This is a genomic window from Streptomyces sp. NPDC058469 (genome assembly GCF_042721125.1).
Lineage (GTDB): Bacteria > Actinomycetota > Actinomycetes > Streptomycetales > Streptomycetaceae > Streptomyces.
Genome location: NZ_JBHXME010000012.1, coordinates 67,421 through 89,841 on the forward strand (window position 1 = coordinate 67,421; position 22,421 = coordinate 89,841).

Consider the following 22,421-nt stretch of genomic DNA (forward strand, 5'->3'; position numbering starts at 1 on the left):
CCGATGACCCGGACGGCCACCCGGAGTCCCGTCGACACGACGGCGGTACGACAGGTCCAGGCGCCGCCCCCCGCAGGGGGCCGGGGGCGGCGCCGCCTCCTCGACCAGGCCCGCGCCTACGCCTTCCTCATCGGCGGCCTGATCTGCTTCGCCCTGTTCTCCTGGTACCCGGCGATCCGCGCGGTCGTGATCGCCTTCCAGAAGTACACGCCCGGCTCCTCGCCCGAGTGGGTCGGCACCGCCAACTTCACCCGCGTCTGGCACGACCCCGAGTTCACCGCGGCCTGGCGCAACACCCTCGTCTTCACCCTGCTGGCCCTGCTCATCGGCTTCGCAGTCCCGTTCGTACTCGCCCTGGTCCTCAACGAGTTGAGGCACTGGAAGGCCTTCTTCAGGGTCGTCGTCTACCTCCCGGTGATGATCCCGCCGGTGGTCACCGCCCTGCTGTGGAAGTGGTTCTACGACCCGGGAGCGGGCCTCGCGAACGAGACGCTGCGCTTCCTGCACCTGCCCACCTCGAACTGGTCCAACGGCACCGACACCGCCCTCATCTCCCTGGTGATCGTGGCCACTTGGGCCAACCTGGGCGGCACCGTCCTGATCTACCTGGCCGCGCTCCAGTCCATCCCCGGCGAGCTGTACGAGGCCGCCGAACTGGATGGCGCGAGCCTGCTGCAACGCGTCCGGTATGTGACGATCCCTCAGACCCGGTTCGTCATCCTGATGCTGATGCTCCTTCAGATCATCGCCACGATGCAGGTGTTCACCGAACCGTTCGTCATCACCGGGGGCGGCCCGGAGAGCGCCACCGTCACCGTCCTCTACCTGATCTACAAATACGCCTTCCTCTACAACGACTTCGGCGGCGCCTGTGCGCTCAGCGTGATGCTCCTCGTGCTGCTCGGTGTCTTCTCCGCCGCCTATCTGCGGCTGACCCGCTCCGGAGAGGACGACCTGTGACCACCCGCACGCTGCTCTCCCCGGCGACCCTCGCCCGGCCGCGCGGAAGGGCCGTCTACTGGACGGTGTTCACCGGCGTCGTCGTGCTCTTCGCGCTCGCCTTCCTCTTCCCCGTCTACTGGATGGTCACCGGCGCGATGAAGTCGCCGGACGAGATCGCGCAGACCCCGCCCACGATCATCCCCACGCACTGGCACCTCAGCGGCTACACCGACGCCTGGGACCTGATGCAGCTCCCGGAGCACCTGTGGAACACGGTCGTCCAGGCCGCCGGAGCCTGGGCGTTCCAACTGGTCCTCTGCACGGCCGCCGCCTACGCCCTGTCCAAACTGAAGCCCGCCTTCGGCAAGTTGGTCCTCGGCGGCATCCTGGCGACGCTGATGGTCCCGGCGCAGGCACTGGTCGTACCGAAGTACCTGACCGTCGCCGATCTCCCGCTGATCCACACCAGCCTGCTCAACAGCCCCCTCGGCATCTGGCTTCCCGCCGTCGCCAACGCCTTCAACCTGTATCTCCTCAAGCGGTTCTTCGACCAGCTCCCGCGCGACGTCATGGAGGCCGCCGAGATCGACGGCGCCGGGAAACTCCGCATCCTGTGGTCCATCGTCCTGCCCATGTCCCGGCCCGTGCTCGGCGTCGTGTCGATCTTCGCGCTCGTCGCCGTCTGGCAGGACTTCCTGTGGCCGCTGATGGTCTTCTCCGACACCGACAAACAGCCGATCAGCGTGGCACTCGTCCAGCTGTCCCAGAACATCCAACTGACCGTGCTCATCGCCGCGATGGTGATCGCGAGCATCCCCATGGTCGCGATGTTCCTGGTCTTCCAGCGGCACATCATCGCCGGGATCAGCGCGGGCAGCACGAAGGGCTGACACCGCCCCCTTCGACGCCCCCGACAGAAAGGCCAGCACCGTGGGACAGCCCTCCCCTGCCCAGAGCCAGGACGACTGGTGGCGCTCCGCCGTCATCTACCAGGTGTACGTCCGCAGCTTCGCGGACGGCGACGGCGACGGCACCGGCGACCTCGCGGGCGTCCGCTCCCGACTGCCGTATCTCGCCGAACTCGGCGTGGACGCCCTGTGGTTCAACCCCTGGTACCTGTCACCGATGAAGGACGGCGGTTACGACGTCGCCGACTACCGCGCCATCGACCCGGCCTTCGGATCGCTCGCCGAGGCGGAGAAACTCATCGCCGAGGCACGGGAGTTGGGCATCCGCACGATCGTCGACATCGTGCCGAACCACGTCTCCGACCAGCACCCGTGGTTCCGTGCCGCCCTCGCCGGCGGCCCCGAGCGCGACCTCTTCCACTTCCGCCCAGGACGCGGCGCACACGGCGAACTCCCGCCCAACGACTGGCCGTCGCAGTTCGCCGGCTCCACCGAACCCGTGTGGACCCGCCTCCCCGACGGCGACTGGTATCTCCACCTGTTCACCCCCGAACAGCCCGACCTCAACTGGGCCCACCCGGCGGTGCGTCAGGAGCACGAGGACATCCTGCGCTTCTGGTTCGAGCGCGGTGTCGAAGGCGTCCGCATCGACTCGGCGGCGCTGCTGGCCAAGGACCCCGCGCTGCCCGACTTCGTCGAGGGCCGCGACCCGAACCCCTTCGTCGACCGCGACGAACTCCACGACATCTACCGCTCCTGGCGGGCCGTCGCCGACGAGTATGGCGCCGTCTTCGTCGGCGAGGTCTGGCTCCCCGACACCGAGCGCTTCGCCCGCTACCTGCGCCCCGACGAACTGCACACCGCCTTCAACTTCGCCTTCCTGTCCTGCCCCTGGGACCCGGAGCGACTGCGCACCTCGATCGACGAGACCCTTGCCGAGCACGCCCCGATCGGCGCGCCCGCCACCTGGGTCCTGTGCAACCACGACGTGACCCGCACGGTCACCCGCTACGGCCGCGCCGACACCGGCTTCGACTTCGCCACCAAGGCCTTCGGCACCCCGACCGACCTCGCGCTGGGCACCCGGCGCGCCAGGGCCGCCGCGCTGCTGTCGCTGGCCCTGCCCGGGGTGGTCTACCTCTACCAGGGGGAGGAGCTGGGACTCCCCGAGGTCGAGCTGCCGGCCGACCGCATACAGGATCCGATGTACTTCCGGTCCGGCGGTACCGACCCCGGCCGCGACGGCTGCCGGGTGCCGCTGCCGTGGGCCGAGGGGGCGCCGTACGCGGGCTTCGGTTCGCGCGGCGAACCGTGGCTGCCGCAGCCGGTCGGCTGGACATCGTATGCGGTCGACCGTCAGCAGCGGACCGTCGACTCCATGCTCAACCTCTACCGCGAGGCGATCCGCCTCCGTCCTGTCTTCGGCGACGGCCCCCTCACCTGGCTGCCCGCCCCCGAAGGCGTCCTCGCCTTCGCCCGCGCGGAGGGCGTGCTCTGCGTGGTCAACCTCGCAGACACGCCCGCCGACCTCCCCCCACACACCCGGTCCCTGCTGACCAGCGGCCCCCTGGACGACCAGGGACGCCTGCCGCGGGACACGGCGGCCTGGCTGCAGACCGCGTAACGCCGACTGCCGACTGTCGACCGGTGACTGTCGGCTGTCGACCACCGCCCCACATCCGCTATCCCCTTACCCCCACCCTGAAGGGATCAGCACATGCACAGCACCATGCTCAAATCTGTCAGGCGCATGCCAATGATCGGTGCGGCCGTCGCGCTCGCCGCCGGTACGCTCGTCGCCCTGACCCCCGCCGCCGCCCACGCCGCCTCGGGCGCCTCCCTCCCCTTCACCTCCGTCGAGGCCGAGTCGGCCACCACCACCGGCACCAGGATCGGCCCCGACTACACCCAGGGCACCCTCGCCTCCGAGGCCTCCGGACGGCAGGCCGTACGGCTCGCCTCCGGGCAGCGCGTCGAGTTCACCGTGCCGCGCGCGGCCAACGCCGTGAACGTGTCCTACAGCGTCCCGGACGGTCAGAGCGGCACCGTCGACGTGTACGTCAACGGCGTGAAGATCAACAAGACGCTCGCCGTCACGTCCAAGTACTCGTACATCGACACCAGTTGGATCGCGGGCGCCAAGACGCACCACTTCTTCGACAACTCCCGGCTCCTGCTCGGCCAGAACGTCCAGCAGGGCGACAAGGTCGCGTTCGTGTCGACCGGCACCCAAGTCACCGTCGACGTGGCCGACTTCGAGCAGGTCGGCGGGGCCGCCACCCAGCCCGCCGGTTCGGTGTCCGTGGTCTCCAAGGGCGCCGACCCCAGCGGCGCGGGCGACTCCACCCAGGCGTTCCGCGACGCCATCTCCGCCGCCCAAGGGGGAGTGGTGTGGATCCCGCCGGGCGACTACCGGCTCACCTCCTCCCTCAGCGGTGTGCAGAACGTGACGCTCCAGGGCGCCGGCCAGTGGTACTCGGTCGTGCACACCTCGCGCTTCATCGACCAGTCCAGCTCCTCCGGCGGCGTCCACATCAAGGACTTCGCCGTCATCGGCGAGGTCACCGAGCGCGTCGACTCCAACCCGGACAACTTCGTCAACGGGGCGCTGGGACCGGGGAGTTCGGTCTCCGGGATGTGGATCCAGCACCTGAAGGTCGGCTTCTGGCTGACGGGCAACAACGACAACCTCGTCGTCGAGAACAACCGCGTCCTCGACACCACCGCCGACGGCCTCAACCTCAACGGCACCGCCCACGGCGTCATCGTCCGCAACAACTTCCTCCGTAACCAGGGCGACGACTCCCTCGCCATGTGGTCGCTCAACTCCCCGGACACCAACAGCAGTTTCGAGAACAACACCATCTCGCAGCCGAACCTCGCCAACGGCATCGCGATCTACGGCGGCACGAACATCGCGGTCAGGAACAACCTGATCTCCGACACCAACGCCCTCGGCAGCGGCATCGCGATCTCCAACCAGAAGTTCCTCGACCCCTTCTCCCCGCTCGCCGGCACCATCACGGTCGACGGCAACACCCTCGTCCGCACCGGCGCGATCAACCCCAACTGGGGCCATCCCATGGGCGCGTTGCGCGTCGACTCCTACGACAGCGCGGTCAACGCGACCGTCAACATCACCAACACGACGATCACCGACAGCCCGTACAGCGCCTTCGAGTTCGTGTCCGGCGGCGGGCACGGCTACTCGACCGGCAACGTCACCGTGAACGGCGCCACCGTGCGGAACGCCGGCACGGTCGTCGTCCAGGCCGAGGCGCAGGGCGCGGCCAAGTTCAGCAACACGCAGGCCACCGGCGTCGGCGCGGCCGGCATCTACAACTGCCCCTACCCGTCCGGCTCCGGGGTCTTCAGCCTCGCCGACGGCGGCGGCAACTCCGGCTGGAGCAGCACCTGGTCGGACTGCTCGACCTGGCCGCAGCCCGGCCAGGGCAACCCGCCCCCGGACCAGAACACCAACCTCGCCAAGAGCCGCCCGGCCACCGCGACCGGCTCGCAGGACGTCTACACGCCGGGCAAGGCGGTCGACGGCGACGCCACCTCCTACTGGGAGTCCGCCAACAACGCCTTCCCGCAGGCCTGGACGGTCGACCTCGGCTCCGCCCAGGCCGTACGGAGGGTGGTGCTGAAGCTGCCGCCGTCCTCCGCGTGGAGCGCCCGCACGCAGACCGTCACCGTGCTGGGCAGCACCGACGGCTCGGCCTACTCGACCGTCGTCGGCTCCACCGGCTACCGCTTCGACCCGGCGACCGGGAACACGGTCACCGTGGCCCTGCCGAGCAGCACGAACCTCCGCTATCTGCGGCTCAACGTCACCGCCAACACCGGCTGGCCCGCAGCGCAGTTCAGTGAAGTGGAGGCGTATCCGACGTCGTGAGCCTTTCCTGAACGGGGAGAGTCCCGCGCTTCGCCGCCTGGATCTGCTCGTACACATGGGTCCGCAGTTCGGCGAAGCGCGGGGCGACCCGGGTGTGCAACTGGTCGCGTTCCACGGGCAGATCGACCTTCAGCTGCTCCTGCACGACGGTCGGCGACGCGGACAGCACGACCACCCGCTCGCCCAAGTACACGGCCTCGTCGATGTCGTGCGTCACGAACAGGATCGTGATGCCGCGCTCCCGCCACAACCCCCGTACGAGATCCTCCAGATCGGCCCGGGTCTGCGCGTCGACCGCCGCGAACGGCTCGTCCATCAGCAGGACGTCGGGCTCGTACGCCAGCGCACGCGCGATCGCGACCCGCTGCTGCATACCGCCGGACAGCTGCCATGGATACGCCCCCGCGGCATCCGCCAGCCCCACCGACTCCAGCGCGTCCGCGACCAGCTCCCGCCTGCGCGCCTTGCTCAACGCCTTCTGTTTCAACGGCAGTTCGACGTTCTCGCCGACCCGCATCCAGGGGAAGAGGCTGCGCCCGTACTCCTGGAACACGAACGCCATCCCGGGCGGCGGCCCGCTCACCTTCTTTCCGCCCAGCAGGACTTCGCCCGCGGTCGGGGTGAGCAGTCCGCCCATGCACTTCAGCAGAGTGGTCTTGCCGCAGCCCGACGGACCGACGAGACAGACGAGTTCGCCGGCGTCGACGGTGAAGGTGAGGTCCCGCACCGCCTCCACCCGGCGGCCGGAACCCTCGTAGACCTTTTTCAGGCCTGATACGTCGAGTTGCGCGTGCATGGACCGCCCTTTCACGATGTTCACGGGGACCGGCGGGCGGCGGCGCGCAGGCCGTGGTACCAGCCGAGCACCCGCCGCTCGACCACCTGGAAGACGACGGAGAGCAGGAATCCCAGCATGCCGAGAACGAGGATGCCGGTCCACATGTCGGGGAGGGCGAAGCTGCGTTGGAACTGGACGATGGTGAAACCCAGCCCGTCGGTGGCCGCGAACATCTCGCTGATGACCATGAGGATGATCCCGATGGACAGCGCCTGGCGCAGCCCCGCGAAGATCTGCGGGCTCGCCGAGCGCAGCACCAGCGTGCGCAGCCGGGCGACGCCCGTGACGCCGTAGGAGAGGGCTGTTTCCTTCATGACGGGGTCGACCGCGCGGACGCCCTCGACCGTGTTGAGGAGGACGGGCCAGACGCAGCCGCTCGCGATGACCACGATCTTCATCGTGTCGCCGATGCCCGCGAACAGCATGATGACCGGGACCAGCACCGGTGGCGGGACCGCGCGCAGGAACTCCAGGACCGGTTCGCACACCGCGCGCACCCGCCGGTACGAGCCGATCACCGTGCCGAGCGCGACCCCGACGACGGCCGCCGTGGCGTAACCGGCCGAGAGCCGCAGGACGCTGGGCAGCACGTCCGTCCTCAGCCGGTCGCCGGTCCATACGTCGGGGAAGGTCTTGAGGATCGTGCGCAGCGGCGGCCAGTACACGTTGGTGCTGCCGTCCGATGCCAGCCACCACAGGGCGACCAGTACGGCCGGCAGCGCGACCGCGTACAGCAGCCGGAGCAGAGCCCGACTCACACCGCCACCTCCCCGCGCACGGACTGGTGCCAGGCCAGCGCCCGCCGTTCCACCGTACGCGCGCCCACGTTGATGAGCAGCCCCAGCAGACCGGTCACCACGATCAGCGCGTACATCTCGGGCACGGCCTGAGAGGTCTGGGCGACCGCGATGGTCGCGCCCAACCCCGGTGCCCCGATGACCAGTTCGGCGGTGATCGTGAGGATCAGCGCGACGGCCGCCGCCAGTCGCACGCCCGTCATGACGTACGGCAGCGCGCTCGGCCACAGCACGTGGCGGACCCGGGCCCAGGTGCCGAGACCGTACGACCGTGCCGTCTCCTCGGCGACCGGGTCGACGTCCTGGACGCCGTAGAGGACCTGGATCAGGATCTGCCAGAAGGAGGCGTAGACGACGAGCAACAGCACCGACTTCAGTTCGGTGCCGTACAACAGCACCGCGAGCGGGATGAGGGCGACCGACGGGATCGGGCGCAGGAACTCGACCGTCGACGCCGTCGCCTCGCGGAGGTGGGGGACGACGGAGAGCAGGACGCCGACGACGATGCCCGCGCCGACGGCGATCGCGAGGCCCAGGGCCCAGCCGGTGAGGGTGTCGCCGAGCGCGGACCAGAACGTGCCGTCCTTGAGCTCGTCCCAGAACGCGGACGCGATCCTGCTGGTCGGCGGGAAGTACGCCTCCTTGACGATACCGACGCGCGGCACGACCTCGCCGAGGGCGAGGAAGGCCGCGAGTCCGGCCGCACCGAGTGCGGTGTTCAGTCCTTTCACGGGAGCAGCGTGTTCAGGTCGGGGGTCTTCTTGAAGAGGCCGTCGGTCTCGCTCAGCTTCTCCAGCGCCTCGATCGAGGAACGGTTCGGATCGGCGGGCCACTTGGGCAGGATCACCTTGGCCAGCACGCCGGCGGGGACCTTGGTGTAGGTGGCGACGATCTGGCGGATCTCGTCCGGGTGGGCGTCGGCATAGGCCAGGGACTCGGCGGTGGCCTCCTGGAACTTCTTCACGATGTCCGGGTTCTTCGAGGCGTACGCCGTCGACGTGAAGTACATGGCGACGGTGAGGTTCTTCGCCACGTCGACCAGTGGCCAGGCGATCTGGGTGGCGCCCTGGTTCAACATGGTGGTGAGCGCGGGTTCGACGGCCATGGCGGCGTCGATCTGGCCCTTGTCGAGCGCGGCCGGCATCTGGTCGAAGGCCAGCTCGACGAATTTGACCTTGTCCGGGTCACCGCCGGCCTTGCGGACCGATGCTCGTACGGCCGTCTCGTTGATGTTCTTGAGCGTGTTGACCGCGACCTTCTTGCCCTCCAGCTCCTTCGCCGACTTGAGGGAGCTGCCCTTCTTGACCACGAGGGCCCCAAAGTCCTTGCCCGACACGCCCGTTGAGGCGACGCCGTTGGCGATGGCCTTCACGGGGACGCCATTGGTCTGGGCGAGCATCAGGGAGGTCATGTTGGAGAAGCCGAACTGGAACTGGCCGCTGACCACACCCGGCACGATGGCCGCGCCGCCCTGCGCGAGGGTCATCGACAGTTTCAGGCCGTGCTTGCTGAAGAAGCCCTCCTTCTGGCCGAGGTAGAGCGGGGCGACATCGACGATGGGGATGACCCCCACCTTGACCGTGGTGGTCCCGGTGGACGAGCTGTTCTTGTCCGACGCTCCGTTGCCGGACGAACCGCAGGCCGACGCGGCGACCAGCACTGTTCCGACCGCGAGGCCGACGAGCAGACGACGCATGGCATCTCCTGTGCAGACGACGTTGTTCCGACAGGCTGTGCGCACTCCGCACAGTGGTGCTCAACTGGTGCTGAGCGGGAACGTAGGGCCCTCTGCACGGCCAGGTCAATGGCTAGTGCTCACAATATTGTTGACAGTTATCGAAGTGCGCTCTTGGTGTGCTGGAAGAGAGATCGCCGCCCCGGTGCGGGACCGGAGCGGCGTGGTGGTGGCGGGGGCGCGATGGCGTGATGGTGGCGGCCGCGATCGAGGCGGACCCGAGGATCACAGATCCAGCACCAGCCGCTTCCCCAGGCAGCGCGAGACGCAGATGAGCATCGTCTCGCCGGCCGCCCGCTCCTCCTCGCTCAGCACCGAGTCGCGGTGGTCCGGGGTGCCTTCGAGGACGTCGGTCTCGCAGGTCCCGCAGGTGCCCTCGGTGCAGGAGAACAGCACCTCGACACCGGCGGCGCGCACGGTGTCGAGGACGGACACGCCCACCGGGACGGTGACCGTCCTGCCGCTCTGCTCCAGCACGACCTCGAACTCGCTGTCGGCGCCCGCCACTTGGGCCTTCGGCTGGAACCGCTCCACATGCAGGATGCCGCCGGGACACCGTGCCTCGACCGCGTCGAGCAGCGGCCCGGGACCGCAGCAGTAGACAAGAGTGCCGTCCGGTACGTCGTCGAGGACGGACGGCAGGTCGAGCAGCCCGACCTCGTCCTGCGGAGCGACGGTGACGCGCTCGCCGTAGCGGCCCAACTCCTCCGTGAACGCCAGGGAGTTGCGGGTGCGACCGCCGTAGAGCAGGCTCCACTCCGCACCCGTCGCCTCCGCCGCGGCCAGCATCGGCAGGAGGGGCGTGATGCCGATGCCGCCCGCGACGAAGCGGTAGCGGGGGGCGGGCTCCAGCCGGAAGTGGTTGCGCGGCCCGCGTACCCGCACCTTGTCGCCGAGCCCCAACTGCCCGTGCACGTACGCCGATCCGCCCCGCCCGTCCGGCTCCCGCAGCACCGCGATCCGCCACGCCGTACGGTCGGCCGGGTCGCCGCACAGTGAGTACTGGCGCTCCAGGTCGGGGCCGAGCACGACGTCGATGTGGGCGCCCGGTTCCCAGACCGGGAGTTGCTCGCCCAGCGGGTGGCGCAGGGTGAGGGCGAGGACGCCGTCGGCCACCAACTCCCGCCGGTCTACGACGAGTTCGGCCTCGTAGGTGGTCATGCTCCGACTCCCTGTGGATCGTCAGCCGAGCCGACCCCGTAGGCCGGGTCGACCGAGTGGCCGTTGGGGTGGGCGAGCATCCACTCCCACATCTCGATCGGGTCCTGCGAGGTGTGCTCGCGGCCGCAGTGGCAGGTGCCGTGCAGGGTGTCCGTCCCCGGCAGCCAGTCGATGCGGTAGACCTCGCCCGTCGGAGCGGTCACTGGACCTTCTCCACGGGCTTGGCGCCCTCCTCGACCAGCCGGGCGAGGATACGGCGGGCCGCGAGACCACCGGTGTCGATGTTGATGCTCAGCTCCTGGTAGCCGCCGCGCTCCGAACCCAGCGTCTTCTGAAGGAGGTTGAGCGCGTCGACGTCCTGCATGACGACGGTGTGGTTGTTGCCGCGCAGGAACTCGGTGACCTCGGCGTCGTCCGTGGCCCAGTCGCGCGACACCGCCCAGAAGTCGTACACCTTGCCGTCCGACGAGGGCGTGATGGCGTAGGTGATCTCGGTGTGGAAGCCGTTCGGGTCGCTGCCGTCCTCCTCGGGGAGTACGCCGACCGGGGCGATACGGCTGTGCAGCAGATACAGGCAGGGCGCGTGGTACTCGATGTCCTGCCAGCGAGTGATCCGCCCTTGTACTCCAGTGGACTTGGCGTAGAACGGCGGGCACTCGGCGTCGTCCATGTGCCGGCTCACCCGTACGACGCCCGCGCCCTCGTCGACCTCCGTGGTGATCGGCGTCTCGGCGACCTCGGGGGAGCCGATGTAACCGCCGTGCAGATACGTCTCGTGGGAGAGGTCGAGGAGGTTGTCGACGAGGAGACCGTAGTCGGCGTCGATCGGTTCCATGCCGCTGACCGTGACCCAGTCGGGGGAGGCGAGGTGCGGGGCGCGGGGGATGACCTGCGGGTCCGCGAGGGCGGGGTCGCCGATCCACACCCAGACCAGCGCGTCCTGCTCGACCACCGGGTAGGAGGCGACGCGGGCGGTGCGGGGGATGCGTTTCTGCCCCGGCACGTACACGCAGGTGCCCGTCGTGTCGTACGTGAACCCGTGGTACCCGCACACGATCCGGTCCCCGTCGAGCCGGCTCTCGGAGAGCGGGAACCGCCGGTGCACACACCGGTCGTGCAGGGCTACGGCGGTGTTGTCGTCCTCGGTGCGGTAGAAGACGAGGGGTTCGCCGAGGATCGTCCGGCCGAGCAGGTCGCGGCCGACCTCGTGGCTGTAGGCGGCGACGTACCACTGGTTCCTGGCGAAGGCGGTGGTGTGCGGCATCTTTGCGGCTCCCGTCTCTGGTGGTGGCCACATCTTCGGGACGGGCGGCACGGTGCGGCAACAGGTCTTCCGCCTCACGGAAGAGGTTCGGCAAGGGCTTCGGTAAACGCTTCGGCTGGCGCTCCCGCTAGGGCTTCGGCTACGCGTGGGGAGCTGACGCCGGTTCCATCGCGGCCGGTATCCGTGCGGTCGTGCGGCGGTGGGCGTTGATCCGGTTGATCAGGACCGTTGCCGCGAGCGCCCCGAGCGGCGGGGCGAGCAGATAGACGGGCAGGAGAGAGGGCGCCCCGGCGAACACAGCCGGCCCGAACTCCCTTGCCGGGTTGGCGATTCCGCCCGACAGGGTGCCGAACGCGATGATCTGGGTGGCGATCATCGTGCCGACCGCCCACGGGGTGAAGGGACCAAGTCGGCGGCTGGAGACGCCGATTCCGGCGACGGCGACGATGACGAACATCGTGGCGGTCTCGATCACGGCGACGGCGGCCCAACTCCAGCCGGGAGCAGGTCTGATGACGGCGAAGGCCACGGCAGGGGAGGCGAACACCGGGCCCCAGAGCAGTCGTCCGGCCGCAATGCCGAGCAGCGATCCGATCAGTTGACCGGCGATGAACGGCGCGACCTCGCGGCCCGGGGTACGGCCGTAGCGCCACATCGCGAGGGTGATCGCCGGGTTGACGTGGCCGCCGGTCACCCGGCCCCAGGGGGAGAGCATGACGGCGGTGACCGTGTAGCCGGAGAGCGGGGCCACGGCGAGCAGTCTGCCCTCCGGGGTGTTCCACCAGCCGCCGTTCGCCGGGTCGATGGTGCCCAGCAGCCAGCGGACCGTGGTCGCCACGACGAACAACATGACTGCGGTCAGGGCGAGTTCGAGGAGGGCCGAGTGGAACGTGCGCCGCCACGCGGGGTCCCTGGTCACAGCGGCTTTGTCCAGGAGGCGTCGGAGTGCGTCAGCACGAACGCGGTGACGGAGGCTGACACAAGGAGCAGCGCGGCGAACAGCAGGGGCAGGGCCCGGCCGCCGTGCTCGACCGTGACGGCACCTGCCAGACCGCCCACGAACATCGCTCCGGCGGAGAGCGCCCGGCGGCCGACCTTGCTGCCCTTGCCGCCCGCGAGACGGCTGTCCGCGGCGACTCCGGTGATGGTGAGCGTCAGCACGGTCGTGGTCAGGTCGGGTACCGCCAGGGCGCGGGCGGTGGCGTTCTGCACGCCCAGCGCCAGTCCGAGGAGCGCGATCAGGGCGTACTGGACGGCCGTGCTCACGTGGGAGATGTCGGCGACCTGGGCGACGACGTACGCCGCCAGGACCAGGGTCGTCTCCAGCAGCAGCGCCAGGTGCAGGACCCGTCCTCGGTGGGCGCCGGCCCCGTGCGCGAGCCGTCCGCCGATCAGGGCGCCGACGGCGAACGCGGCCAGTGCGGCGAGCGAGGCGGCGAGGGAGAAGCCGGCCGCCCCGGCGATCGCGAAGCCGGAGAAGACGACGTTGCCGGTCATGTTGGCGACGAAGACATGGCCCAGGACCAGATAGCTGAAGGCGTCCACGAGTCCGGTCACCACCGTCAGCGCGAGCATCAGCGGAGGGAGCGGGCCGTGCCGGTCCTTCATGTCGGGGACGACCGTGGTCCACGCGTCGTGCAGTGCGGCAGGCATGGCATTGCTCCCATTCGCTGGAGGTCTCCCGGTCTCCCGGCTTCCTCTTCGAGCCTCACCCCGCACGGAGCGTTTCGTCCAACATATGGATGCGGGTGCAGCAATCTCTCGGAGCGATCGATCGCCTATCCCCTGATCGCGTGCCGCTCCACCACTTCGAGGAACGCGGCCCCGGCCGGCGCCAGCCGTTTGCTGTCGTGCACCACGCAGATGGTGTGCACCGCCGCCTCGTCCGCGATACGCAGCGCGCGGGCGCCGTACGGCAGAGCACTCCGGGCGTCTTCGACGCTCGGGAGGACCGACCCGTCGAACACGGACGACCGCGGTACGACCGTCACGCCGATGCCCCGCGCGGCCAGCCGGATCATGTCGTGTATCTGGCCGACCTGGAAGTGCTGGCCGGGCTCCACTCCGGCACGCGCGAAGGCGGCCTCCACCTGGCGGCGCAGTCCGCTGCCCCGGGTGAACTGGATGAGCTGGTGGCTCTCCGGCAGGTCGGCGAGGTCGACGGCGTCCGCGTCGGCCAGCGCGTGGTCGGCGGGCACGATCAGGACCAGCGGGTCGGCCGCCAGGACCTGGTGGTCGAGCCCGTCCGGGATCTGCCGTGGCCCGAGGCCGACGATCGCGATGTCGAGGTCCCCGGCCAGGACCGACGCGGCCATCTCCGCGCTGGGCGCGTTGGTCACATGGAAGTCGATGCCCGGGTAGCGGGCGTGGTAGTCGGCCATCACCTCGACCAGGTCGACAGAGGAGGCGCGCGTCTGGACGAGGCCGAGGCGCAGCCGCCCGCGCCGCAGCCCGGACAGCGCGTCGAGGGCCGCCCTGGCGTTGTCGACGTCGGCGAGGATGCGGCGGGCCAGCGGTTCGAGGAGTTCCCCGGCGGCCGTCAGACGTACGGAACGGCTGGTGCGGCTGAACAGCTGGGCGCCCACGTCCTTCTCCAGCCGGGCGATCTGCTGGCTCAGGGCGGACTGGGCGACGTAGCAACTGGCCGCGGCCTGCGTGAAGTTGCGGGTCTCGGCGACGGCGAGGAAGTACTTCAGGTGCCTCAGGTCCATCGCGCGCTCATCTCTTCATCCATCTCTCTTATGGATCGGTACGAGCAGAACCATGTGTTGGACCGATCCATTCTCGCAAACCTAGCGTCGAGGTGCGCGGCCAGCCAGCCAGCCAGTCGACCGACCCGACCGAGGAGCCGACGTGTCCAGCAGCACCATGCCCGTGGGAGGCGTACGTCCGCACGACGGGGTCCGGCACCCCGCCGAGCTCGTCGTCCGCAACGCCCGTATCCACACCGGTGACCCTGCCCGCCCGGCCGCGTCCGCCGTGGCCGTCACCGACGGTGTCTTCACCGCCGTAGGAGATGACGCGACCGTCGCCCCGCACATCGGCCCGGCCACCCGTGTCGTGGACGCGCTCGGCCGTCGGGTGATTCCCGGGCTCAACGACTCTCATCTGCACGTCATCCGGGGCGGGTTGAACTATCTGCTCGAACTGCGGTGGGACGGCGTACGGTCGTTGCGCACCGCCCTGCGGATGCTGCGGGAGCAGGCCGAGCGGACACCAACTGGGCAGTGGGTGCGCGTAGTTGGGGGCTGGACCGGGGAACAGTTCGCGGAGAAGCGGCTGCCGGCCGTGTCCGAGTTGAACGCCGCCGCCCCCGACACCCCTGTATTCGTCCTGCACTTGTACCAGTCGGCGATACTCAACCGGGCCGCGCTGGAGGCCGTCGGCTTCACACGGGACTCCCCGAATCCGCCCGGCGGCGAGATCGTCCGCGACTTCGCGGGCAATCCCACCGGTGTGCTGCTCGCGGCCCCTGCCGCCGGGCTGCTCTACTCCATCCTCGCCAAGGGCCCGATCCTCGCCCCCGAGGACCAACTCGGGTCCACCCGCCACTACTTGCGCGAGCTGAACCGCTTCGGCATCACCAGTGCCATCGACGCCGCCGGCGGTTTCCAGAACTTCCCCGACAACTACGCGGCCGTCACCGAGCTGGCAGAGCGCGGCGAGTTGACCGTCCGTATCGCCTATCACCTCTTCCCGCAGACCGCCGGGCAGGAACTCGACGACCTGCGCCGCTGGATCGGCATGGTCAGCCCCGGCGACGGAGACGAGTGGCTGCGCTGCAACGGCGCCGGGGAGAACCTCGCCTGGTCCCCGGCCGACTTCGAGAACTTCGCCGAGCCCCGCCCCCAACTCACCGCCCGCGCAAGCCAGGACCTGGAGGCGGCGGCCAGGCTGCTGCTCGACAACGGCTGGGGTTTCCGCCTCCACGCCACCTACGACGAGACGATCCGCCAGGACCTCGACGTCTTCGAGGAGATCGCCGCGGACGGCGGATTCCCGGACGGGACACGGTGGTTGTTCGATCACGCCGAGACCGTCAGCCAGAGCAGTCTGGAACGGATCAACGCCCTCGGCGGCGCCGTCTCCGTGCAGAACCGCATGATGTTCCAGGGCAAGGCCTTCATCGACCGCTACGGCGCCGAGCGCGCCGCGACCGCGCCCCCGATCCGCGCCATGCGCGACACCGGCCTGCTGGTCGCCGCCGGTAGCGACGCCACCCGCGTCTCCAGCTACAACCCCTGGCTGTCCCTGTCCTGGCTGGTCACCGGCCGCACCGTCGGTGACACCCTCCTCTACCCGGCCGAGAACCGCGTGGACCGTTCCACCGCCCTGGGGATGTACACCAGCGCGGGTGCCCACCTCACCGGCGAGGCCGACGTCAAGGGCACCATCACCGAGGGCAAGTACGGCGACCTGGCCGTGCTGTCCGCCGACTACTTCTCCGTCGCCGACGAGGACATCGACCGGATCGAGGCCCTCCTCACCGTGGCCGGCGGCAAGGTCGTGCACGCGGTCGGGGACTACGAGAACATCGCCGCCCCGCTCCCGGAGATCAGCCCCGCGTGGAGCCCGGTAGCCCGCTTCGGCGGATTCCAAGCCGCGTCAGAGGTACCCGGTGCACGGCAGGCCCGCGCCTTCACCGACGCCGCCGCCGACTCCGAGGAGCAGCGTGCCTGGCGCGAGCGGCGCGGCGACCTCGACCGCATCCCGCACCAGGTTGGCGGCGCGCTCGACCCACTCGACGGCTGCTTCTGACCAACCGCTGGACCGGTCCCACGGGCGGGTCCGGTTTTACGGCGGCTTGGTGGCCCGACCCTCGCTGAGCTGCCGTACTTCTTCTCGACCGCCCACTTCGCCCCGTGGCTGCGCCAACACCTCGGCATCAACGGCATCTTGGCCGCAGGCGCCGTCATGTTCGCCCTCGTCCTGCTGGTCCTCGCGACCGTGCACGTCACCTGGGTCGCCATGCTCGCGCTGCTGCCCGCGGGAGTGGCCTGGATCGGTGCCCTGTCCACCCTCAACGCGGCGATGCAGACCCGGCTGCCGGGCTGGGTCCGGGCCCGCGGACTCGCCGTCTGCTGGTCTTCCAGGGCGGCCAGGCCGTCGCCGCCCCCGTGTGGGGGCCCTGGTGCAATGGCTGGGCCTGACCACCGCCCTCCTCATCGGCACCGCCGTCATGCTGCTCAGCGAGCTCAGCCTCTACCGATGGCGGCTCTACGGCATGGAAGGCATCGACCCCACCCTCTCCGACCACTGGCCGACCCCGCCGCTCGTCTTCGTGCCCGGCCCTTCCGACGGCCCGGTGCTGGTCATCTTCTGAAGGCCTGAAGGTGGGTGCCGGACACCCAGGAGAGGTGTGGCCTGGTTACCCGTGTGCGGGAACGCGACCGTGGAGCCATGAACACGAACGCAGCACCGCACCCCTTCGTCGGTATGTGGGTGACGGTGGACGGGCACATTCGGCAGGAACTCCTCCCGAACGGCCGCTACGACGAGGCCCGCGGGAACCGGCGGAGCGCCTACACCGGCAGCTACACCGTCACCGGCGACCACATCGACTACGTCGACGACACCGGCTTCACCGCCACCGGTGACGTCCGCGACGGCGTGCTCTTCCACGAGCACCTCGTCCTGTACCGGGAGGGCACCGGCCCGCGGCCGAGGTGACCGACGTGGACAGCCTGGAACTGATCGTCGCCGTCGCGGCCGCCGTCCTGCTCATGGGCTGGCTGTCGCGGCGTACGGGCCTGAGCGAACCCCTGGTGCTGCTCGCTGTCGGTTGTCTCGTGGGGCTGACACCGTCCTTCTCGTCGTTCGCGCTGTCCCCGGACGTCGTCCTGTTCCTCTTCCTGCCCGCGCTGCTGTACTGGGAGGCGCTGACCTCCTCGGTGCGGGAGATCCGCAACAACTTCCGCAGCATCGCGCTCCAGTCCACCGGGCTGGTCCTCGCCACCGCCGTCGCGGTCGCAGTCGTGGCCCACGCGCTGGGCTACGGCTGGCCGATCGCGTTCGTCCTCGGTGCCGTGCTCGCTCCGACGGACGCGGCGGCCGTCGCCGCGGTCGCCAAGGCGATGCCGCGCCGCATCCTGACCGTGCTGCGCACCGAGAGTCTCCTGAACGACGGGACGGCGCTGGTCCTGCTCGCCGTGACCATCGACGTCGTCACCGCCGAGCATCCCTTCTCCTGGTCCGGCACGGCCCTCGCCTTCGTCGCGTCCTACGCCGGCGGCATCCTGACCGGCGCGGCGGTCGCCCTGCTCCTGATCCCGGTCAGGCGTCGGCTGCCCGAGCCGCTGCTGCACAGTGTGCTGAGCGTCGCGACCCCCTTCCTCGCCTATCTGCCGGCCGAACTCCTGCATGCGTCCGGTGTGTTGGCGGTCGTCGTCTGCGGTCTGGTGTCCGCCTGGTTCGGGCCGCGTGTCATCGGGTCCGAGGCCCGTGTCCAGGCCGTCGCCTTCTGGGAAGTGGCGAGTTATCTGCTGAACGGCGCCCTGTTCGTCCTCGTCGGCATCCAACTGCCCGCCGCCGTCCGGGCGTTGACGTCCGTGTCCCTGTTGCAGGCGACGATCGCCGCCCTCGCGGTGAGTGTCGCGGTGCTCGGAACACGGCTGCTCTGGTTCTACTCGGTGCCCTATCTGGTGAGGCTCCTGGACCGGCGCCCTCAGCAGCGGGACCGTCGGATCACCGCCCCGCAGCGGCTGCCGCTGGCCTGGGCGGGGATGCGCGGCGCCATCTCGCTGGCCGCCGCGCTGACCGTGCCCGCCACGACCGCCGAGGGACGTATCGTCGGGCAGCGCGACGCCGTCGTGTTCATCACCGCGGTCGTCATCGTCGTCACCCTCACGCTGCTGGGCACCACCCTGCCGACCATGGTCCGCCGGGCCCGCTTCCCGGCCGACGAGGACAAGAGCGCCGAACTCACCCTCGCCCGGTGCCGGTTGAGCAGCGCCGCCCTGGACGCGATGCCGGAGCTGGCCGAGCGGTTCGGGGTGGCCGAGGAGGACACCCTGCGTATGGTCCAGGACATCGAGGACCGCACGGCCCCCGCACCCGGCTCCGCGCACCGCCGCGAGAGCGTACGGCGCCTCCGACTCGCCCTGCTCCAGGTCAAACGCGACACCCTCACCGACCTGCGCGACAGCGGCCGTATCGACGACATCGTCCTGCGGGCGGTCCAGGAGGTGCTCGACGTGGAGGAGATCCGGCTGGGGCGGCCGTAGCCGACGGAGGCCGTACGTGTCGGACAGCGTCCTGGGTGCGGCGCACCCAGGGAAACGGCGGCCTGGTTGCCGTGCGGACGCGCACCGAATCTTGGACCACACGTCATCCGGCGTCACCCGACGTCATCCGAAAAGGGGCTCTCATGAACACCGACGACACCACCAACGCCGGCCTTCTCGACCAGCTGCGCCGTCAGTCCGCCGACCCGCGTCGGCGCATCCTGTTCACCGGCGCGACCATCGTCACGATGGACCCGGAACTGGGCACTGTGCAGGGCGACTTGCTCGTCGAGGGTGACTCCATCGCCGCGATCGGGCCGGACCTGGCGGCGGAGGGCGCGGTGTTCGTCGACGCCTCCGGCACGATCCTGGCTCCCGGCCTCGTCGACACCCACCGGCACGCCTGGGAAGCCCAGTTGCGCCGGATCATGCCCGACGTCGACGACCTCGGCGGCTATGTGATGGCCACGCTCGCCGGTTACGCCACCGTCTACCGGCCCGAGGACATGTACATCGGCACCAGACTGGCGGCGCTCACCGCGCTCGACAGTGGCATCACCACCATGCTCGACTTCTCGCACAACTCCCGTACCCGCGAGCACTCCGACGCGGCGATCGAAGCGCTCCGCGACACCGGCATCCGCGGCGTCCACGCCTCCATGGGCCCGCACTTCGGGGACTGGGACCGCCAGTGGCCGGCCGACCTGAACCGCCTCAAGGACCAGTACTTCAGCAGCGACGACCAGCTCCTCACGCTGCGCCTGGCGACCTTGGCCACCGACGAGATCGCCGGCCCCGCCCTCGCCTACGGCCCTGAACTCGCCCGTACGGCGGCCGACTTGGGCATCGGTGTCAGCGTCGACGCGGTCTTCGGCGCCTCCGGGTCACAGGCCGTGCTGTCCTGGGCCGAGCACGGCATCCTCGGCCCCGGCGTCACCCTGATCCACTCCACGGGTCTGACCACCGGGGCATGGAAGGCGATGGGGGAGTCCGGTACGACGGTCGCGCTGGCCCCCACCTCGGACGCGCAGATCGGCCTGGAGACGGCGATCCCCGCGGTGGACGAGGCACTCGCCGTCGGCATCCGCCCCGGCCTGAGCATCGACGTCGAAGTCGCCCTCGCCAGCGACCTGTTCACCCAGATGCGGGCCCTGCTCGCGATCCAGCGGATGCGTGCCGTCAACGCCGCCTACGGCACCGGAGGCGAGCTCTCCCGCATCACCACGCACGACGTCCTCGACTTCGCCACCCTCCAGGGCGCCCGGACCAACGGTCTCGGCGATGTCACCGGCTCCCTCACCGTCGGCAAGAAGGCGGACCTGCTGGTCGTACAGGCCGAAGACCTCAACAACATGCCCCTCAACGACCCGATCGGCACACTGGTGTTGGGCTCGGACGCCCGCAACATCACCGCCGTGTTCGTCAACGGGCAGCCGCGCAAGTGGGACGGTCAGGTGCTCGACGTGAACCTTCCCGAACTGCGTGCCGAGGTCAGCGCCTCCCGCGACCACGTGCTCAACATGCCTGTGAAGTAAGGGGAGTTGACGCGGCGGGCGCCCGAACCCGAGGGTGCCCGCCGCATCAGTGCCGTGGGTGGAGCAGGTGGACCGGTTGGATCAGGTGGGTCAGTTGGAGAACCAGGGGTTCCCGCCACCCAGCGACCACACCGAGACCTTGGTGACGCCGAGGCCCTTGAGGACCGCGAGCTTGCGGTCCATGGCGACGCTGTCGACGTAGTCGTAGAGGACGCCGCCTGAGGTCCAGCGGATCTCGCCGGAGGACGCGTCCCGGCGGCTCTCCATGGTGGCCGGGTTGCTGGAGAAGCCGGGGCTCTTCTTCATGTCGCTGAACTGGATGTTGCCCGTCACGGAGTTCAGGTCGCACGGGTCGGGCGCGCTGTAGCCGTAGGAGGGCACGCCGATGATCAGGCGGTTCGGGTCGGGGATCTTGCTCTGCGCGTAGGTGGTGACCTTCTTCAGCCAGTCGTAGGGGCTGATGGGCAGGCAGCGGGCGCCGGACGCGGTGTCGAACTCCTCGTCGTACGCCATGATCACCACGTCGTCGGCGCCGGTGGCGGCCACGGCCGCGTAGTCGTAGAACGAGGCGTCCTCGGTCATCGCGGGTGCGTCGACCTGGAGGCGCTTGCCCTTGGCGTGCAGGGCGGTGGCCAACTGCTTCAGAAACGTTTTGTAGTTGGTGAAGTCGGCGGTGCTCCAGGACCAGTAGTCCTCCAGGTCGACGTCGACACCGCTGAGCCCGGCGTCGCCGACGAGGGAGGTGACCTTGGTGACGGCTGCCGTACGGGTGCTGTTGCTGCTGACCAGGGCGTGGACGTCGGCGGTGGTCATGCCGGAGAGCGTCGGGTACTGGTACGCGGAGTGTGCCTTGAGGTCGGCGACGTTGGCCGCGCTGTAGGTGTTGCAGCTGCCGTCGGCGGTGGTCTCCAGGGTCACCGAGCCGTTGCTCTGGACCGACCAGTACTCGGGATTGAGGGCGCCGGTCTTCACCCTGTTGTCGGCGTACTCGCTCTTGGCGGTGCAGGTGGAGTCGCCGGTCGACCCGGGGTAGAGCCAGGTCTGGAGCTGGACGCCCGAGGTGGCGGAGGGGGTGGCGCCGGCCGGGACCGAGGCCGTACAGGCGAGCAGCGTGGTGACCGTGCAGGCCACGACGCCGCTCACGGTAAGAGCGTGGCGCATCATGAGCGGTCCTTTCTGGTGGGGGGCGTGCGGGATCGCCGCGTCGGCCGGTGGGCCGGCGCGGTGAACTCGTGGGTGAGGGTGGCTAGTTGGTCCAGTAGGGGTCGAAGACCAGGGTGTCGGCGCCGGGGACGGTGGTGGCCGCCGACCAGGAGCCGTCGACGACGCGTCCGCCGTCGGGCCGGGCCGCCAACGACAGCCTGGTGAAGATGCGGTAGCGGTCACCCCGGTAGACGGAGCGGGTGAACTCGACGACCCGGCCCTCCGCGTCCCGCGCCGCCCGTTCGAAGAGCAGGGCGGGGGTGTGCACGGAGACGCCGAGGACTTCGGCCTCCCACTCGTCGACCACGGTCGGTTCGATGCTCTGCGTGGCGTCGGTCAGCAGGATCTCGTAACGCCGGCCCAGCAAGCGGTAGAAGGAGTCGGTCTCCAGGTCGCGGGCGGTCAGTCCGGGGACCAGCGCGTGCGGCACGTGCAGGGTCTCCACACACATCGGGTCGCCGTCCACCGTCCGCAGCCGGGTGATCCGCAGGATCTGCTCGCTGGGCGCCGTGCCCAGCCGGCGGCCGATCCGGGGCCCCGCGGCGACGGTCTTGAAGTCCAGGGTGCGGCTCGACCAGGTGCCGTCCACACCGCCGACGCCCAGGCCCTGCGTCTGCCCGGGGGCGCCGCCGCTAAGGTGCTGGGCGACCTTGGCGCGGGCGACGAAGACACCGCGCCCGTGCTCCCGCACGAGCAGACCGTCACGGACGAAGTCGTCGACCACCGCGCGCAGGGTGGGGCGGGAGACCCCGAGTTCCTCGCACAGCTGCCGCTCGCCCGGGAGGGGGCGGCCGGTGCCGGTCTCCTCGATCAGGTCGAGGAGGTGGGTGCGGATGCGTTCCCGCTTCTCCCAACGGCTCTCACCGCTGACCATGCCTACCAACTTTCTTTACCAGTGGTTCAACTTCGAGTGGCGC

Annotated in this window: 21 protein-coding genes and 1 pseudogene; 10 read left to right on the forward strand and 12 right to left on the reverse strand. The window is 69.8% G+C overall.

The features are described 5' to 3' along the window. Positions 1-3: 3 nt before the first annotated feature. From ACFWP5_RS09410 to ACFWP5_RS09425, 4 genes are all read left to right on the forward strand, one after another. Entirely contained in the window at positions 4-960 is a 957-nt protein-coding gene (locus tag ACFWP5_RS09410) for a carbohydrate ABC transporter permease (RefSeq protein ID WP_384152778.1), read from the forward strand. Further along, on the forward strand, positions 957-1,832 hold the full coding sequence (locus tag ACFWP5_RS09415) for a carbohydrate ABC transporter permease (RefSeq protein WP_384152781.1): 876 nt from the start codon (positions 957-959) through the stop codon (positions 1,830-1,832). The genes ACFWP5_RS09410 and ACFWP5_RS09415 overlap by 4 nt, the downstream gene beginning before the upstream one ends. A 40-nt stretch (positions 1,833-1,872) precedes the next feature. Beyond that, positions 1,873-3,474, forward strand: a complete 1,602-nt coding sequence (locus ACFWP5_RS09420) for a glycoside hydrolase family 13 protein (RefSeq protein ID WP_384152784.1) — start codon at positions 1,873-1,875, stop codon at positions 3,472-3,474. A 93-nt stretch (positions 3,475-3,567) separates the two neighbouring features. Beyond that, the gene (locus ACFWP5_RS09425; RefSeq protein ID WP_384152787.1) at positions 3,568-5,748 is read left to right on the forward strand and encodes a discoidin domain-containing protein; all 2,181 of its coding nucleotides are present in this window, start codon (positions 3,568-3,570) and stop codon (positions 5,746-5,748) included. On the opposite strand, the gene ACFWP5_RS09430 is transcribed toward ACFWP5_RS09425, so the two are convergent. From ACFWP5_RS09430 to ACFWP5_RS09475, 10 genes are all read right to left on the reverse strand, one after another. Then, a complete protein-coding gene (locus tag ACFWP5_RS09430) occupies positions 5,717-6,544 on the reverse strand; it encodes an ABC transporter ATP-binding protein (protein WP_384152790.1) in 828 nt (275 codons plus the stop codon). The genes ACFWP5_RS09425 and ACFWP5_RS09430 overlap by 32 nt on opposite strands. A gap of 20 nt (positions 6,545-6,564) precedes the next feature. Then, on the reverse strand, positions 6,565-7,344 hold the full coding sequence (locus ACFWP5_RS09435) for an ABC transporter permease (RefSeq protein WP_384152793.1): 780 nt from the start codon (positions 7,342-7,344) through the stop codon (positions 6,565-6,567). Further along, positions 7,341-8,114 (reverse strand): ABC transporter permease, encoded by a 774-nt coding sequence (locus ACFWP5_RS09440; RefSeq protein WP_384152797.1) that lies wholly within the window; start codon positions 8,112-8,114, stop codon positions 7,341-7,343. Before ACFWP5_RS09440 ends, ACFWP5_RS09435 begins: the two co-directional genes overlap by 4 nt. Next, positions 8,111-9,079 carry an ABC transporter substrate-binding protein gene (locus ACFWP5_RS09445; RefSeq protein WP_384152800.1) on the reverse strand — a complete coding sequence of 323 codons (969 nt, stop codon included), beginning with the start codon at positions 9,077-9,079 and terminating at the stop codon, positions 8,111-8,113. The genes ACFWP5_RS09440 and ACFWP5_RS09445 overlap by 4 nt, the downstream gene beginning before the upstream one ends. Positions 9,080-9,343: 264 nt before the next feature. Beyond that, complete coding sequence (locus ACFWP5_RS09450; RefSeq protein WP_384152803.1) at positions 9,344-10,279, reverse strand: PDR/VanB family oxidoreductase; 936 nt, start codon at positions 10,277-10,279, stop codon at positions 9,344-9,346. After that, complete coding sequence (locus ACFWP5_RS09455; RefSeq protein WP_384152806.1) at positions 10,276-10,482, reverse strand: hypothetical protein; 207 nt, start codon at positions 10,480-10,482, stop codon at positions 10,276-10,278. Before ACFWP5_RS09455 ends, ACFWP5_RS09450 begins: the two co-directional genes overlap by 4 nt. Further along, positions 10,479-11,543, reverse strand: coding sequence for a Rieske 2Fe-2S domain-containing protein (locus ACFWP5_RS09460; RefSeq protein ID WP_384152809.1), 1,065 nt, complete (start codon positions 11,541-11,543; stop codon positions 10,479-10,481). The genes ACFWP5_RS09455 and ACFWP5_RS09460 overlap by 4 nt, the downstream gene beginning before the upstream one ends. Positions 11,544-11,682: 139 nt before the next feature. Beyond that, positions 11,683-12,462 carry an MIP/aquaporin family protein gene (locus tag ACFWP5_RS09465; RefSeq protein WP_384152812.1) on the reverse strand — a complete coding sequence of 260 codons (780 nt, stop codon included), beginning with the start codon at positions 12,460-12,462 and terminating at the stop codon, positions 11,683-11,685. Next, complete coding sequence (locus ACFWP5_RS09470; RefSeq protein ID WP_384152815.1) at positions 12,459-13,196, reverse strand: YoaK family protein; 738 nt, start codon at positions 13,194-13,196, stop codon at positions 12,459-12,461. The genes ACFWP5_RS09465 and ACFWP5_RS09470 overlap by 4 nt, the downstream gene beginning before the upstream one ends. A gap of 125 nt (positions 13,197-13,321) precedes the next feature. Then, complete coding sequence (locus ACFWP5_RS09475; protein ID WP_384152818.1) at positions 13,322-14,254, reverse strand: LysR family transcriptional regulator; 933 nt, start codon at positions 14,252-14,254, stop codon at positions 13,322-13,324. 157 nt (positions 14,255-14,411) lie between these two features. On the opposite strand from ACFWP5_RS09475, the gene ACFWP5_RS09480 reads away from it, so the two are divergent. From ACFWP5_RS09480 to ACFWP5_RS09505, 6 genes and pseudogenes are all read left to right on the forward strand, one after another. Next, entirely contained in the window at positions 14,412-16,301 is a 1,890-nt protein-coding gene (locus tag ACFWP5_RS09480; protein WP_384152880.1) for an amidohydrolase, read from the forward strand. A gap of 138 nt (positions 16,302-16,439) precedes the next feature. After that, positions 16,440-16,565: pseudogene (locus ACFWP5_RS09485) on the forward strand (hypothetical protein); the annotation flags it as partial. Between the two features lie 109 nt (positions 16,566-16,674). Further along, the gene (locus ACFWP5_RS09490; RefSeq protein WP_384152883.1) at positions 16,675-16,866 is read left to right on the forward strand and encodes a hypothetical protein; all 192 of its coding nucleotides are present in this window, start codon (positions 16,675-16,677) and stop codon (positions 16,864-16,866) included. Positions 16,867-16,943: 77 nt separating this feature from the next. Further along, positions 16,944-17,213, forward strand: coding sequence for an Atu4866 domain-containing protein (locus ACFWP5_RS09495; RefSeq protein WP_384152821.1), 270 nt, complete (start codon positions 16,944-16,946; stop codon positions 17,211-17,213). Between the two features lie 5 nt (positions 17,214-17,218). Further along, positions 17,219-18,766, forward strand: coding sequence for a Na+/H+ antiporter (locus ACFWP5_RS09500; protein WP_384152824.1), 1,548 nt, complete (start codon positions 17,219-17,221; stop codon positions 18,764-18,766). Between the two features lie 143 nt (positions 18,767-18,909). Continuing rightward, positions 18,910-20,301 (forward strand): amidohydrolase family protein, encoded by a 1,392-nt coding sequence (locus ACFWP5_RS09505; protein ID WP_384152827.1) that lies wholly within the window; start codon positions 18,910-18,912, stop codon positions 20,299-20,301. A gap of 90 nt (positions 20,302-20,391) precedes the next feature. Here the strand turns inward: ACFWP5_RS09505 and ACFWP5_RS09510 are convergent, their stop codons facing one another. Beyond that, entirely contained in the window at positions 20,392-21,444 is a 1,053-nt protein-coding gene (locus ACFWP5_RS09510; protein ID WP_384152830.1) for a glycosyl hydrolase family 18 protein, read from the reverse strand. A 103-nt stretch (positions 21,445-21,547) separates the two neighbouring features. Next, entirely contained in the window at positions 21,548-22,378 is an 831-nt protein-coding gene (locus ACFWP5_RS09515; protein ID WP_384152833.1) for a GntR family transcriptional regulator, read from the reverse strand. Positions 22,379-22,421: the final 43 nt, after the last annotated feature.